Consider the following 14137-nt stretch of genomic DNA (forward strand, 5'->3'; position numbering starts at 1 on the left):
TTTATATTTTAATTGTCATTATTTTAACTGTTTCACTGTCTCCTCTTCAATTGTTTTTTCTCTTCTCTATTTTCTTTTTACTTGTTTTTCCATCTCTTTACTTCTTACTCTTTACTTCTTACTGTTTTTGCAAATTGGCAAATTCTAAGGCTAACTTTTTAATCCCTTGATTCGGAAAAGAAACCGTAACTTGTTTCATACCACTATCTTCATCAAAACCTACTACAGTGCCCTCACCCCAATGAGGATGATAGACCTTATCACCAGCTTTATAATCAACTGCATCCATCTCTTCAGACTCTGGCTCTTCTTCTCCTTTGGAAATCAATTTATCAGGTATATCACCTAAAAATCTAGACGGCAGCCTAGATTTAACTTGTCCATAAATTTTGCGCGTATTAGCATGAGTTAAGAATAATTTTTCTTCTGCTCTAGTAATCCCCACATAACAAAGTCTCCGTTCTTCAGCCAGTTCTTCTTCATCACCAATTGAACGACCGTGTGGTAGATACTCTTCTTCCATCCCTGCTAAAAAGACTACTGGAAATTCAAGTCCTTTAGCACTGTGCAACGTCATCAAGACTACTGCTTCTTGGGATTGATCTAAGTTATCTACATCAGCAATCAAAGCAACTTTTTCTAAGTATTCTCCCAATCCTGCTACATCATTATCTTCAGTAAACTCTTCCATATCAGATAATAACTCTTTAATATTTTCAATTCGATCACGGGCATCATCAGTATTTTTCTCACGTAAGTTCTGTAAATAACCTGTCTCATCTAATAGTTCTTTAGTTAGTTCTGCTACTGAAAGTTCCTCTTTTCTATCATCCAAATATTTAATCATCTCAGCAAATTGATTAACTTTATTGCTAAAGCGAGTACTAATCGTCTCAATTTGCTCCACTTGATAGACTGCTTCTAATAAATTAATATTGTGCAGACTAGCATAGCTCTTTAATCTCTCTAAAGTAGCCGGGCCAATGCCTCGGCTCGGTTCATTAATAATCCGCTCTAAACTAACATCATCATCAGGATTATATAACACCTTTAAATAAGACAATACATCTTGAATTTCCTTACGTTCATAAAATTTAAATCCGCCAATAATCCGATAAGGAACATTCTCATTCAATAATCTTTCCTCTAAATTTCTCGACTGGGCATTAGTGCGGTATAAAATCGCAAAATCATCAAGACTATGTCCTTCCTCATCTTGTAGTTCTTGAATCTTATTGACAATATAACGCGATTCATCTTTACCATTATTCGCCTGATAGACTTTAAGATCATCACCCTCAGGATTTTCAGTCCACAATTCCTTCTCCTTACGATAAGGATTATTAACTACTACATTATAAGCAGCATCCAATATCTTTTTAGTCGACCGGTAATTTTGCTCTAATCTAATCACTTCAGTATTCGGATAATCTTCTTCAAACTCTAAAATATTGCTAATATCAGCACCTCTAAATCCATAAATCCCTTGGTCATCATCGCCCACTACACAAATATTATTATACTTTTGTGATAAGAGATTAACTAATTTATACTGGGCATGATTAACATCCTGATATTCGTCTACTAAAATATATTTAAACTTTTCTTGGTAATGGTCAAGTACCATATCATTATCTAAAAACAATTCTACTGTTTTCATAATTAAATCGCCAAAATCAAAGGCATTATTAGCCTGTAGTCGTTCTTGATAGATTGGATAAACTCGCTTAACCTTCTTTTCCATAAAGTTTTCCGGGGTAAAGTCATCCGGGCCAACTAACTCATTCTTGGCACTAGCAATCCGATATAAGCAATCTCGAGCATACTTCTTAACATCAATATCTAAATCTCGCAAAATATCCTTGATCAACTGTTTTTGATCATTAGTATCGAAAATAACGAAATTAGAATCATAATCTAATTTAGGACTTTCCTTCCTTAAAATCCGCACACACATCGAATGAAAAGTACTCATCCAAATTGGGTCACTATCTTTTTCAATCAATTTATTAACTCGCTCTTCCATTTCATTAGCAGCCTTATTCGTAAACGTCACTGCCACAATATTCGCCGGATTAACCCCATAATTATGAATCAAATAAGCAATCCGGTGCGTTAAAACTCGTGTTTTTCCACTCCCTGCGCCTGCTAAGATCAACAGTGGTCCGTGATTATGTTTAACTGCCTTCTTTTGTTCAGGATTTAACCCCTTTAAAATATCCATCATTTGCCTCCTGTTACAGATTTTATTTTAGTCACTATCTGTAATTGAAATTTATTTATTCATCTACAGTTTCCAATACTTATACAGTCTTAATTATATATTAAATTACTACACTTGTCTAATCACACAAGAGCTTAATTTTAATTAAATAATCATATTTTTATCACTCATAAATATATCTATATAAAGTGTCACTATCGTGCCACTAGCTAATAGATGAAAGCTAGGAGCTAGTAGTAAATTCAAAACCAAAAAACAGTTCATAGCTTGGAATTATTGAATACTAGGTTAATGTTTTAGGTTTTGAATTTGATTTTATGTTTTTAACTACTAGCTCCTAGCTACTTACTTCTAGCTATAAAGTTGCACTTTTAGTGCAACTTTATATAGAAAAAGAGGTGATAATATCAAAAAGCTATTTATTTTCTTTTTCATCTTTATTTTAATCTCTTCCTTTTTAATTAGCAGTGCAGTTAATTTTGTTATGCATCGTCAATCAACTGCTGCTAAAAAAACAACACTACCCCAAATTAAATTAAAGACTTTAGAAGGCAAAAAAACATCACTCCATCAACTTTCAACGCCAACTCTAATTTTATTTTATCTACCTCAATCTGTTACTTGTCAGCAGCAGTTAAAGATTTTATCTGAACTTCAACAACAATCACCACAGCTTAAAATTATAGCAATTGCTATTGGAGATATTAAAACTGATAAACTACTACAATTAAAAAAAGAGGATGATATTCACTTTACATTTTTAATTGATACTACAGCTCAATTTTCCGAAAAATTACAGATTTCCACAATTCCTACTTTAGTTTTTTACCATCCCAGTAAAAAACTAAAGTTTAAGGAAGGATTATCTAAGGAAAAAGCTCTCAGTAAAAGCATTAGGCAGGAATTAATAGCAAACAATTAAAAAATATTTTATTACATTGTTCTATTTTTTTCGACAATTTTTTTAGACAAAAAAATAAAAAAAGTAGTGACTAGAAATTGCACTTCCCGGTCACTACTTTTAAGTACTGTTTTTAATTTTACGCTGATTCTTCAGAACTTTCTTCCATTTCGCCTAAGCATTCTTCACAAATAATCTTACCTTTAAACTCAATCGTGTCCCCCGCGTTACCACAGAAGATACAAGCCGGCTCGTACTTTTTCAAAATTATTTTATCTCCATCTACATAGATTTCTAATGGATCTTTCGTATCAATATTTAGCGTTCTTCTTAATTCAATTGGAATAACCATTCGTCCTAAACCATCTACTTTTCTTACAATACCTGTTGACTTCATGCTCAAAACCCCTTTCAACATTTATTTTTTTAGTTTGACATCATTCGACAATTGCTATAAATGAATTGTATCAGTTATGTCAACTTTTGTCAAGTTTTTTCCAAAATAAATATTAATTATGTTTAATTTGAGGCTTTAAGCAATTTTAAGCATATTAATCCTTAAATTGTTAATTAAGTAAAATATCTCTGGCAATTACAACACCTGAAGAAGAAGCCTGCATTAATCCTCTAGTAATCCCTGCTCCATCTCCGGCTACATATAAATCATCTATTTGTGTTTCTAGATTATCTTGAACTTCTAAGCGCGAAGAATAAAATTTAACTTCAACTCCATATAATAATGTATGACGCGAATAAACTCCTGGACAAATTTCATCTAAAGCTTCTAGCATTTCATCAATTGCTTTTAAATGTCTATATGGTAAGACCAAACTCAAATCACCAGGTGTCGCATCTTTTAAAGTTGGTTCCACAATACTTCTCTTAATTCGTTCTGGAGTAGACCTTCTACCATCTAAAAAGTCTCCCAAACGCTGCACTATTACTCCCGCTCCTAATAAGTTCGCTAATTTAGCAACATCTTTACCATAAGTAATTGGTTCTCTAAATGGTTCTGTAAAAGTTTTACTGACTAAGAGAGCAAAGTTAGTATTATCTGTCTTTTCTGTAGCATGACTATGACCATTAACAGTAATTAAACCATTATTATTTTCATTAACTACTTCTCCATTAGGACACATACAGAAAGTTCTAACTTTATCTTCAAACGTCGGAGAATGATAAACAAATTTGGATTCGTAGACTACATCCGTTAACTCTTCCATCACTGCTGCAGGAAGTTCAACTCTTACTCCAATATCTACCGGATTAATAGCCATTGGAATACCTAATCTTTCTGCCTCTCCTGATAACCACTCTGCATTTTCTCGTCCTGGTGCTACAACTACTTTATCACCCAAAATTTCCTCACCTTGGCCAGTTTTAATACCTGTAGTCCGGCCAGCTTCAGTTAAAATTTGCTCAGCTTTAGCTCCAGTTTTAATTGTTACACCCTGCTCTAATAAATGTTCTTTCATCTTAGTTAAAACACTTTTACTATGACCAGTTCCTAAATGTCTAATCTTCGAAGGAATAAAATTCAACTCTGCTAAAGCAGCATCACTTTTGATCTCTTCAATTTTTTCATCACTTGGACCATAAACTTTTTCTGGGGCTCCAAATTTACAGTATTTTTGGTCAGCATAACTAATTAACTCAATTAATCTTTCTCTGCCTATATATTCATCTAAATTGCCACCAATCTCAGGTGATAAAGTTAATTTACCATCACTATAAGCTCCAGCACCACCCCAACCACAAACAATAGAACAATTTTTACACTTAATACAATCTGTTCCCTGGGTCTTTTTAGGACATTCTCGATCTTCTATATCTCTACCTTTTTCTAAAATAACTATATCTAAATCACTCTTGTCTGTTAGTTCTAATGCTGTAAAAATTCCGGCTGGCCCAGCACCTACAATCACTACATCATAATTCTCTGACATCAAATCAGTCCTTTCTAGAATTAAATTTAAAAATTAAGACTAAGACTAAGGCTAAGGCTGAGTTTTATTCTGAATTTAAACTTATACTTAAGCTAAACTCAAACTTAATACTTATACTTAATCCCTCAACAAAGCCTTAACAATATTACCATATTATATAGTTAATATCAAGTTAAACCTGAACAAAATCTTATTAAAAACAAAAATAGTTCATTTTTATCGTATCTGAATCTTATTCCACCAAAAGAAAAAGCCAGCTCTTGCTGACTTCAACAAAGACAAAAAGACGGTTGCCCGCCTTAAGAAATAATTTAATTTTATTTAAAAGTAGAAACTTGCAAAGCTTTTTTTATCAACCTGGCTAAATAAAAGTAAAGTAGAACTACTAATACAACTACAAAAGAAGTAGAAATTAATCCGCCCATGACTAAAAAATCATATAAGCCATGCAGGACTATTACCTGGACTAAACCAATATAAACTAAATTGGGGCGAGATTCTAATTTACTTCTTCCTAAATAATAACCTAAAATCCCTGAAAAAGAAGCATGAACTAAGCTAGTAATAAATGCTCTCATAAGCCCTACTTTAAACCCCAACACAGAAGAATAGAGTAAATTTTCAAAGGCAGCAAAACCCAAAGCTGCTGAAACTAAATAGATAATACCATCTACAACTTCATCAAATTCATCCGATTTATAAATTGTATATCTAATCACTACATATTTCATTACTTCTTCTACTAAACCAATTACCAAAATAGTCAATACTAGCAACATCAATAAATTAGGTGGGTTGGCTATTAGATTATGAAAGGGATATTCAAATAAAACAGCTGGAAAAACTGCTAATATACCATATACAAATGACTTTAAAACTAAAGCAATAGGCTCTGGGTCATACTTATCTTTGCGGTAAAAGAAATAGACCCATAATAATCCCGGCACAAAAGAAACAACTAAGAGCCAAAACAAATTCATTGTTTTCCTCCTATCTATAAGTATATACTATATAGTATATACCAGCAGCAAATTTATTATTAATAATAGGAGTTTAAATCTAAATTATTAATTATAAATACAACAGAAGTAAAATAATAATTATAAGAAATAAACCTACTATAGTAACTATTAATTTAGTGTCATTATTATCTCTTGAGTTAGAACTTACTTCATTATTCAAATCACTTGCTGCCACATCGCCCTTAGCTTCAGGAAAAGACAGCATTACCTTCGGTCCTACTACTAACTGGCCATAAATTCTATCTCCCAATTCTACTAATACTTTATAACGGTCGACTTCTTCTTTATATTCAATCTTTTCAATAGTTCCTACTCCTAAACCATTAGAAACTTTAATCTTATTTTCTAATTCCCCAGTTAAATCACGTCTATCTGTAATTCTAACTAAAATTTCATCTCCAATATCAAAAGAAGTAATTAATTTTCCACTAATAGCTGAAATAACCGGCGAACAATTTAACTTAATTTCAGCATTTAGGCCTTCTTCCACTCCTTCATAATCACTTAAACCTTCTAATTCCTCATCAGATAAATCTCCTCCACTATCTTCAGCATCATCTAACTCAAAGCGATCAGGATAAATTTTTATCAACTCAGAACGAGATAAAAAGCCCCAATTTAACTCTAATTGAATTTCTTCTTGAACTTCATCTTCAATTTTTTCTTTAATTAACTCCTCAGCTTCTTCTTCCTGACCTTCAGTTAATAACTCCATCACTTCTGGAGCTGCTAATCTTTTTCTCATTTTCTTGGTTATATTCTTATCCTGGCTATTAGCAATGTCCACTAATTGCTGTAACTCATCGCGAAATTCTTGATTACTTAAATCAAGAAAAAGATCATAGATCTCATCAGTACTAGAAGAGCCCAAATCTACATAATTAAATTTAGCAGCAGCCGGCTCAGATATCAGTTCAAAAATTCCATAGGTCTTGTTTCTACCACCATACTTATAACGACCCCTAATCACCAAAAATTCTTCTTCTTGATTAGTGTCTATGTTATTATCTTGATTTACTTCTTGTTCTGTATTTGTTTGCTGTGTTGATTCTTGTTCTTGATCAGTCATTATTTTCACCTTCTTTATAAGAGGTTTTAATTAAATATCATGAAATTATCCTTTACCTGCTCCTTTAAATTGTTTCCACATCTAGGCTCTATTTTCCTGCACAAAAAGGTAGTAAATTTAAAATATTTGTAGAATTAATTAAGAATTTGCTTAGGCATTTGACTTGCTTGATCTAATGCCTGTAAGGTAGCATCAGCAGCTTCTAAATAAGTTTTAACATTATTAGCTTGTTGATTTAAAAACTGCAAATGTTCAGAAAATATATCTCGCTTAGAAAAAAATATTAATAAAATAAACAATAACAATAATAACTCTTGATCTATAAAACCATTCGGGATTATTCCTTGTTCTCGCGAGCTATTTCCCTCTTGCTGCTCTGTACCTTCTTCTTCATTTGAAAAATCTTCTTCAACCATTGCTTACCCCCCTCAGTATCATCTTCTTTACCCAGTCATTAATTAAATTTCTGATAGTTCTATTTATTATATCATACGAAAAAATCAAAAAAATGTTACTTTTTAATCAATATATCACCTTTTAATTAATATATTTAATAATATGATTGAAAGGGGGACGATAAAGTGGGGCAAGATAATGATTTATTTTTTCCTGAAGGTGAAACTGTAGATAAATTGCTGAGTGTCTTTAATATTCAATCAGAAGAACAACTACAGCCTAATAAAGTAATTAATATTTTAAGCTTATTAAACTTATTAAATATCACTAGCTCTAGTTCGCAATCAAACCCTTTAATGGACGATAATCAAACTATTAATACTTTAGTTAATAACCTCAAGTCACAAAATAATAATCAATTACAAGAGGCACTTAATTCTCTTACTAACAACTCCAATAATAATTCGGGCTTAAATAATTTGTTTTCTTCCGCAAATAACAGCCAAAATAATAGTTTAGACCCTACTCTAGTATTAAAATTAATGAATCTAATTAACCAATTCAAAAGCTCTTCTAGCTCAAAAAACAATACAGAAAAAAAAGAAGCAAATAATGAACCAGTAAAATCAGAACCTAATAATTCTAAGGAAGATGAAAAATAAAAAGTTATGCCAAACATATTGTTTGGCATAACTAAATTAATTAAAACTGTTCTAATAAACTAAGCGCCTGATTAGTTTTATTAGTTTGCTTTTCTCCTTGGTAGGCTGCTGTAGCCACCTGATTACTTTCAATTTTTTTTGTTCTACCACTGCTTATTTGCTGCAGCAGAAAATTATTTTCTTCTAACAGCTTTTTTAATTCTGCAGTGGAAACATTATTTTTTTCTAATTCTACATCACAATTATTATGCTTTAAATAAAATTTAATTATTTTACGCATGAATTCAGATTTACTATTAAAAGAGTCTAATTCCCGCTCTAAACATTCTATTTGAGCAGTTGAAAAATATTTCTCTGTAATTCTAACACTAAATAATAATTTAGTCATAATAATTAATCTCCATTACTGCTTGCTGCTTCTTTTTTACTATCTGCTATTTCTTTCTTACTTTTCTTTACTTGCTTTTTATCCTTAGCATTTTCTCTTTTTTGATCTAATTTTTCTTTTAATTTAGCTTTAACCTTACGCTGTAGAGCTTTACCCAATTTAACATAACCACGACAGTTACTAAACTGAGGCTCAAGATTTATCTGTTCACACGGAAATCCTGCTAAATGCTCCTCTAAAGAATCAAATAATAATATAGAAGCACCACCTGTAATCAAAATTTTATCAATCATTAAATAGGATTCCCACCTGTTTTGAATCTGTAGAGCAATATCTCGGGCCAACTTATTAATCTCTTCTTCTTTGACTTCTTTAAAATCATAAATTTGCCCTCGCACCTCAATATAATCTTCGCCTTTTAAAATCTGTTTTTTAATAATATCTTGCGATACATCAATATCTAAATAGTCTTGAATCTTTTTAAATATTCTTTTCCTAATGCCCTCACTAAAAGAAATAGGAGATCCTTTAATCAACTCTCCTTTATTAAAGGCTACACAATCAATAGTTAAGCCTCCTAAATCAACTATACCTAACCCACCTTCTATATTGGCAGTAACTTGTCCTTTCTCATCCATGATGAAATCATAATAAGATGCTAAACCTTGGGGAATAATTGTAGTTTTCTTGATATTGATCTTTTTAGAAACAAAGTTGTTATTAATATTTTTTAATTTTACTTTAAAGGTTTCAGTTAACTTATTTTTGAATGTATCTTTATGATTTTCATAATATTTAATCGGTAATCCCGTGACTAAATGGTCAATATTAATCATATCTGCTTTAGGGAATAAAAGACTAATTCCAGCTAACAATTTAGCAAACTCCTCTGGTTGCTCATACTTATCAACTGCTAAAGAGTATCCCACTGAAGAAGAATTTTGATTTAATACATAGTCTCCTACTCGATAAGCACTAAACTCTTCACTATCTTGTCCATTAATCAAATCTGATTGAATTTTAACTATCATCTTAGCAGGATCAAATTTTTCTACTAAATTGCTCTGTCTTTTTAATACCTCAAAAGAAGTATCAGATAAGACTCCCTCATCTTCAATTTCAGCTAGAGAGGGAAATAATAATTGCTGGCCATTAGCCAATATTTTGACTGAATCATAGCCTAAATCTACACCAAGTACATCAATTTTTTCTCCTCGCATCTCTCGCCCTCCTATAGAATATTCAAAACATTCCTAATTACATTGAACTCTGCTGCTCAGCCATTTTATTATCTAAAAAACTATCTAAATCCTGTTTTCTGACTATCCATTTCCCTCCTAATTTAATACCAGGAATTTCTCCCTGATTTAGCATATTATAAATTGTCGTCTCAGAACGATTTAAATATTGTGCGACTTCCCTAACTGTAAGATTAGAATTTTTCATCTTATAAATTCCTCCTAATTAGTTTTTATTTCTGCCTACAGTTATATAATATAAAAAAATACCATTTTTTTCAATAGGTTTTTGGAAAAAATTTCTTGTAGGTGGTATTAAGCCGTATTTTTTTTAATTTACTGCCAAAAAATAAAAAAAGACCAGATTTATCTCTGGCCTCGTTTGATTTCTGCTCTTACCTTTTTATCTTGCTCAAAATCTAATGCATCTTTTAAAGCTTGCTTAGCTTGAGCAGTCCCAATTTCTCCTAACGCCCAAGCCGCATGACCACGCACTATGGCCTGAGGGTCTTCCTTTAAAGTAGTTATCAAATCTGGTACTGCTGCTACTGCTTTTAAATTTCCTAAAATTATTGCAGCATTTCTTTTAATCGGTCTCTTCCCCCTCCAATTCATCACTGTCGAAGAAAATTTTTCTCTAAAATCTTGATTAGTCAACTTTAATAGAGGTAGTAATTTGGGATAAACCCCTAGATTTTGCGCTTTAAACTCTGGCTGATGACTCACTTTAACATCTTGATTATAAGGACACACTTCTTGGCAAGTATCACAGCCCCAGACTCTGACACCTATTTTCTTTCGCTCTTGAATACTTAAGTATCCTTTAGTTAAAGTAACTTGCCCTAAACATTCTTCAGCATTTAATGTATAGTTATCCTTAAGGGCTCCCGTAGGGCAATTATCTAAACAACGGCTACAGTCTCCACATTTATTCTCTAGTGGTTCATCTATCTCTAATTCTAAATTAGTAATTAAACCACCAATAAAAATCCATGACCCATACTGAGGATGAATAATGCTACAATTTTTTCCCTGCCATCCTACTCCAGCTTTACGGGCCAAAGCCCGGTCAACAGTAGGAGCAGTATCCACAAACTGATAAGTTTCCACTCCTGTTTGCAACTGCTCTACAAAATCTGCTAACTGTTCTAATTTTGCTTCTAATACCTGATGGTAGTCTTTTCCTTGAGCAAATTGTGATAATTTTCCTTCTAAGGAACCACGTTTTTGCTGTGGGGGATGATAATAAGATATAGCTACTACTATAACTGATTTAGCCTCCGGAAGTACCTCCCGTGGACTAGTAATTAAGTCTAAATCACTTTTCAAAAACTTTGATAATTCTCCTGCTTCTTTGCGCTCTTTTAAAAACTCTTCTACTTCATCTAAATCATCAGCATCAGTAATCTTAACTTCATCCAAAGAAATTTCTGCTCCATAATTTTTAATATCTTTTGCTAAATTCACAATTCCACCTCTAATTATTTTTTTGCTTCTAAAATTTAGAAAAACTCATCTTTAGCTACTGACTTAGAGACTATTCAACAAAAAATAATTTCTTCTATTTATCAATTTCAACAAATTAAAATTAATTCCTGTTTTTAATAAAAAATGGACTCCTGCTTATTTAACTGCTTAAAAACAAAATAAAATAGCGGCCCAGCCAGGACCGCTAAAAATAATTTACACCTTTTCAATTGCATCAGTCGGACAACTATTAAGGGCATCTTCAGTAGCCGCCTCTTTGTCTACCGCCACTTCATCAGTAATAGCTTCTGCTTTTTCATCATCATCCCAAGAGAACACCTCAGGCACATTATTAACACATAATCCACAACTAATACAATCTTCAGCAATTACTTTTACTTTCATCTTATATGGACACCATCCCTTCTTAGTTACAAGAATATGGTCCCCTAGTTAAGATAAAAGTATTCACCCAATGCCGCCAAAAATTATTCCTAAGATCAAGACTACTCCCGCTACAATAGTGAATACATACTTAGCAAAAGGTTCCCACCAAGTTCCTAAGGGATTGTCTGAACCTTGATTAATCGCCTGCCGGGCTTTAGTAATATCATAAACCCAAAAGTAAGTAACAGCAGCCATTACAGCTCCAATTGGTATCAAATAAATGGTCACAAAATCTGCAAAGTGACCAAATAATTTCATACTCAAATCAAGGGGTAACCCCACTGCAAAAGTTAAACCTCCCACTAATATAACACTCTTTTTTCGACTTATCTTCAGCCGCTGCATTAATGCCTCAACAGGTACTTCCATCAAATTCATAGTTGAAGACAAAGCTGCAAAAATAATACTTAAAAAGAATAAGACAGAAAAAATATAACCTCCGGGCATCTGCTTAAAAATATTAGGTAGAGTAATAAATAATAATGGCGGCCCTGCCTTAGGGTCCAATCCAAAAGCAAATACAGCTGGAATAATCACAAAAGCTGCTAAAAACGAAGCCGTTGTATTAAAGATAACAGTTTGTAAAGCTGAAGCAGGAATATCAGCATCCTCATCTAAATAACTTCCGTAAACTAACATAGCTGCTCCACCTAAAGATACAGTAAAGAAAGCTTGTCCTAAAGCCATAATCCACGTCTTTGGATTGGCTAATTTTGACCACTCTGGTACTAATAAGAATTTAATTCCTTCTAAAGCACCTGGTAATGTAAGCGAACGGAGCAAGAGAATAAATAAAATCACAAATAAAGTCGGCATCATTACTTTATTAATTCGCTCTATTCCATCTTTAACTCCTAATCTTAAAACTAAGATAGTAATTATTATTGCTAGCAAATGCCAAATAATAGTTTTAGGAGTCCCAGCAAAAGAGCCAAAATAAGCTGGTAATTTATCAATCACTGCAAATTGACCCTGCAGGGCCAAGACAAAGTACTTCAAAATCCACCCTACGACGATAGCATAAAATACAAATACTCCAGTCACTCCTAAAACAGGGATAACCCCCAATTTATCGCCCCAATCAATTCCTCGTTCAGCATAAACTTCTTTAAAGGCCTGAATTGCTCCTGCCTTTCTTTCTCTGCCAAAGGCAAACTCTTCCATCAATCCAGTACTTCCTAATGTGATCACAAAAAATAGATAAGGAATCAAAAATGCTGCGCCCCCATAAGCACCTAAGCGCCAGGGGAAAAGCCAAATATTACCTAAACCAATTGCTGCTCCCACACACGATAATACAAATCCTATCCGACTAGACCACGTCTCTCTTTCATTCACACTCATCTTATTCCTCCTCTATGCTATTCTGTTCTCATCTATTATATTCTTTTCTTATAATAACTTATTTTTTAGAATTATGCAATAAAAATAGGCTAATGTTAATTTAATTGTCAACTTATTCTTTATCGAGTATATTTTTTTGAATCATTAAATAATAAAAAACCCCTAGGATATCCCGGGGGCTTTTTATTCATTCTAGTTATTAATTAGTCTGGTAGTCTCTACCAAAGTTATTATCCCAATAAGTTTTACCGTTAACATTATACTTAATACGATATTTTACATTAGCATCAGCAGGAAGATTTCTCACAACAAAGCCCCACTTTTCTAATTGATTATCATAACTAGTATAATAATTAGCAGTTATAGTTTCAGTAGTAGCCCAATTATCAGTAGTATAAACTACCTGCACATTTTTATTATAGTCTAAATTTTTGACTACTATTTCCCCTAATAAAGTTGCACTATCATTATACTGATGGTATCTAGAATCTTCTAATAATACATTGTTAGAACCCATGATAATCGGTCGATTAGAAAAATTAGGGACATTAGTCATACGAAGAAAATAATTTTCTCCTCCATTATTAGCCCAATAATTCTGACCATCTTTTTTATAATTCACAGCAAACTCCGTAGTGAACTTATAATAATGGAAACTTGGCTTATTAGCAGGAGTTTCAAACTCCCAAATTTGATGTCCCTCTTTATTTGTACCTACAAATTCACCTTTAACCTGTTTCCAATTATCATAACCATAGCTATAATGAACTACTACTTCTTCATTATAACCACTCTCTTTAATAACTACACAACCAGTTGTCTTATAACCTTCTAAGACACCTCTTTTAGTATACAACGGAGTAATTTTAGCAGAAGATAACTCTACTGCGTTAGCTGCCGCCTCTGCTGTTGAAAGAATAACTCCACCTGCCAAAACTAAGAATAAAAGACTTAAGAACAGACCACCCTTATAGAACTTTTTTGATGTATCCACTTTAAAAAAATTCCTCCTTATAGAATTTTAGTAGTAAAA

General features: G+C 32.5%; 15 protein-coding genes. 2 read left to right on the top strand and 13 right to left on the bottom strand.

Going from position 1 to position 14137, the window contains the following annotated elements; translation table 11 throughout:
- Positions 1-118: 118 nt before the first annotated feature.
- On the bottom strand, positions 119-2224 hold the full coding sequence (pcrA, locus tag JOC47_RS11575) for a DNA helicase PcrA (protein WP_204702239.1): 2106 nt from the start codon (positions 2222-2224) through the stop codon (positions 119-121).
- Positions 2225-2708: 484 nt separating this feature from the next.
- On the opposite strand from pcrA, the gene JOC47_RS11580 reads away from it, so the two are divergent.
- Positions 2709-3146: a TlpA family protein disulfide reductase gene (locus tag JOC47_RS11580; RefSeq protein WP_204702240.1), complete on the top strand. Its 438-nt coding sequence runs from the start codon at positions 2709-2711 to the stop codon at positions 3144-3146.
- Between the two features lie 118 nt (positions 3147-3264).
- Here the strand turns inward: JOC47_RS11580 and JOC47_RS11585 are convergent, their stop codons facing one another.
- From JOC47_RS11585 to JOC47_RS11605, 5 genes are all read right to left on the bottom strand, one after another.
- Positions 3265-3522 (bottom strand): AbrB/MazE/SpoVT family DNA-binding domain-containing protein, encoded by a 258-nt coding sequence (locus JOC47_RS11585; RefSeq protein ID WP_204702241.1) that lies wholly within the window; start codon positions 3520-3522, stop codon positions 3265-3267.
- A 169-nt stretch (positions 3523-3691) separates the two neighbouring features.
- A complete protein-coding gene (locus JOC47_RS11590) occupies positions 3692-5071 on the bottom strand; it encodes an NAD(P)/FAD-dependent oxidoreductase (RefSeq protein ID WP_204702242.1) in 1380 nt (459 codons plus the stop codon).
- A 317-nt stretch (positions 5072-5388) separates the two neighbouring features.
- Positions 5389-6051, bottom strand: a complete 663-nt coding sequence (locus tag JOC47_RS11595; RefSeq protein ID WP_204702243.1) for a PrsW family intramembrane metalloprotease — start codon at positions 6049-6051, stop codon at positions 5389-5391.
- Positions 6052-6142: 91 nt separating this feature from the next.
- The gene (locus tag JOC47_RS11600) at positions 6143-7162 is read right to left on the bottom strand and encodes a hypothetical protein (protein ID WP_204702244.1); all 1020 of its coding nucleotides are present in this window, start codon (positions 7160-7162) and stop codon (positions 6143-6145) included.
- 134 nt (positions 7163-7296) lie between these two features.
- Positions 7297-7578 (bottom strand): hypothetical protein, encoded by a 282-nt coding sequence (locus JOC47_RS11605; RefSeq protein WP_204702245.1) that lies wholly within the window; start codon positions 7576-7578, stop codon positions 7297-7299.
- A gap of 165 nt (positions 7579-7743) precedes the next feature.
- On the opposite strand from JOC47_RS11605, the gene JOC47_RS11610 reads away from it, so the two are divergent.
- Positions 7744-8220: a hypothetical protein gene (locus tag JOC47_RS11610; RefSeq protein WP_204702246.1), complete on the top strand. Its 477-nt coding sequence runs from the start codon at positions 7744-7746 to the stop codon at positions 8218-8220.
- A 40-nt stretch (positions 8221-8260) separates the two neighbouring features.
- On the opposite strand, the gene JOC47_RS11615 is transcribed toward JOC47_RS11610, so the two are convergent.
- The 7 genes from JOC47_RS11615 to JOC47_RS11645 all read right to left on the bottom strand — a co-directional run bounded on the left by JOC47_RS11615 (position 8261) and on the right by JOC47_RS11645 (position 14098).
- Complete coding sequence (locus JOC47_RS11615) at positions 8261-8608, bottom strand: hypothetical protein (protein ID WP_204702247.1); 348 nt, start codon at positions 8606-8608, stop codon at positions 8261-8263.
- Positions 8609-8613: 5 nt separating this feature from the next.
- Complete coding sequence (locus JOC47_RS11620) at positions 8614-9828, bottom strand: ParM/StbA family protein (RefSeq protein ID WP_204702248.1); 1215 nt, start codon at positions 9826-9828, stop codon at positions 8614-8616.
- Between the two features lie 37 nt (positions 9829-9865).
- Positions 9866-10054 carry a helix-turn-helix domain-containing protein gene (locus tag JOC47_RS11625; protein ID WP_204702249.1) on the bottom strand — a complete coding sequence of 63 codons (189 nt, stop codon included), beginning with the start codon at positions 10052-10054 and terminating at the stop codon, positions 9866-9868.
- Between the two features lie 158 nt (positions 10055-10212).
- Positions 10213-11313 (bottom strand): tRNA epoxyqueuosine(34) reductase QueG, encoded by a 1101-nt coding sequence (gene queG / locus JOC47_RS11630; RefSeq protein ID WP_204702250.1) that lies wholly within the window; start codon positions 11311-11313, stop codon positions 10213-10215.
- A gap of 216 nt (positions 11314-11529) precedes the next feature.
- Complete coding sequence (locus JOC47_RS11635) at positions 11530-11718, bottom strand: ferredoxin (RefSeq protein ID WP_204702251.1); 189 nt, start codon at positions 11716-11718, stop codon at positions 11530-11532.
- A gap of 63 nt (positions 11719-11781) precedes the next feature.
- A complete protein-coding gene (locus JOC47_RS11640) occupies positions 11782-13098 on the bottom strand; it encodes a sodium-dependent transporter (protein ID WP_204702290.1) in 1317 nt (438 codons plus the stop codon).
- Positions 13099-13303: 205 nt separating this feature from the next.
- Complete coding sequence (locus JOC47_RS11645; protein WP_204702252.1) at positions 13304-14098, bottom strand: carbohydrate-binding protein; 795 nt, start codon at positions 14096-14098, stop codon at positions 13304-13306.
- Between the last annotated feature and the right edge of the window lie 39 nt (positions 14099-14137).

This window comes from Halanaerobacter jeridensis, from assembly GCF_016908315.1.
GTDB lineage: Bacteria > Bacillota > Halanaerobiia > Halobacteroidales > Halobacteroidaceae > Halanaerobacter > Halanaerobacter jeridensis.

Excerpts from the sequence above, each read along its gene's own strand:
- JOC47_RS11600 (WP_204702244.1), bottom strand. The coding sequence starts at position 7,162 with ATGACTGATCAAGAACAAGAATCAACACAGCAAACAAATACAGAACAA.
- JOC47_RS11595 (WP_204702243.1), bottom strand. The coding sequence starts at position 6,051 with ATGAATTTGTTTTGGCTCTTAGTTGTTTCTTTTGTGCCGGGATTATTA.
- JOC47_RS11615 (WP_204702247.1), bottom strand. The coding sequence starts at position 8,608 with ATGACTAAATTATTATTTAGTGTTAGAATTACAGAGAAATATTTTTCA.
- JOC47_RS11620 (WP_204702248.1), bottom strand. The coding sequence starts at position 9,828 with ATGCGAGGAGAAAAAATTGATGTACTTGGTGTAGATTTAGGCTATGAT.
- JOC47_RS11605 (WP_204702245.1), bottom strand. The coding sequence starts at position 7,578 with ATGGTTGAAGAAGATTTTTCAAATGAAGAAGAAGGTACAGAGCAGCAA.
- JOC47_RS11625 (WP_204702249.1), bottom strand. The coding sequence starts at position 10,054 with ATGAAAAATTCTAATCTTACAGTTAGGGAAGTCGCACAATATTTAAAT.
- JOC47_RS11580 (WP_204702240.1), top strand. The coding sequence starts at position 2,709 with ATGCATCGTCAATCAACTGCTGCTAAAAAAACAACACTACCCCAAATT.
- JOC47_RS11635 (WP_204702251.1), bottom strand. The coding sequence starts at position 11,718 with ATGAAAGTAAAAGTAATTGCTGAAGATTGTATTAGTTGTGGATTATGT.
- JOC47_RS11590 (WP_204702242.1), bottom strand. The coding sequence starts at position 5,071 with ATGTCAGAGAATTATGATGTAGTGATTGTAGGTGCTGGGCCAGCCGGA.
- JOC47_RS11585 (WP_204702241.1), bottom strand. The coding sequence starts at position 3,522 with ATGAAGTCAACAGGTATTGTAAGAAAAGTAGATGGTTTAGGACGAATG.
- pcrA (WP_204702239.1), bottom strand. The coding sequence starts at position 2,224 with ATGGATATTTTAAAGGGGTTAAATCCTGAACAAAAGAAGGCAGTTAAA.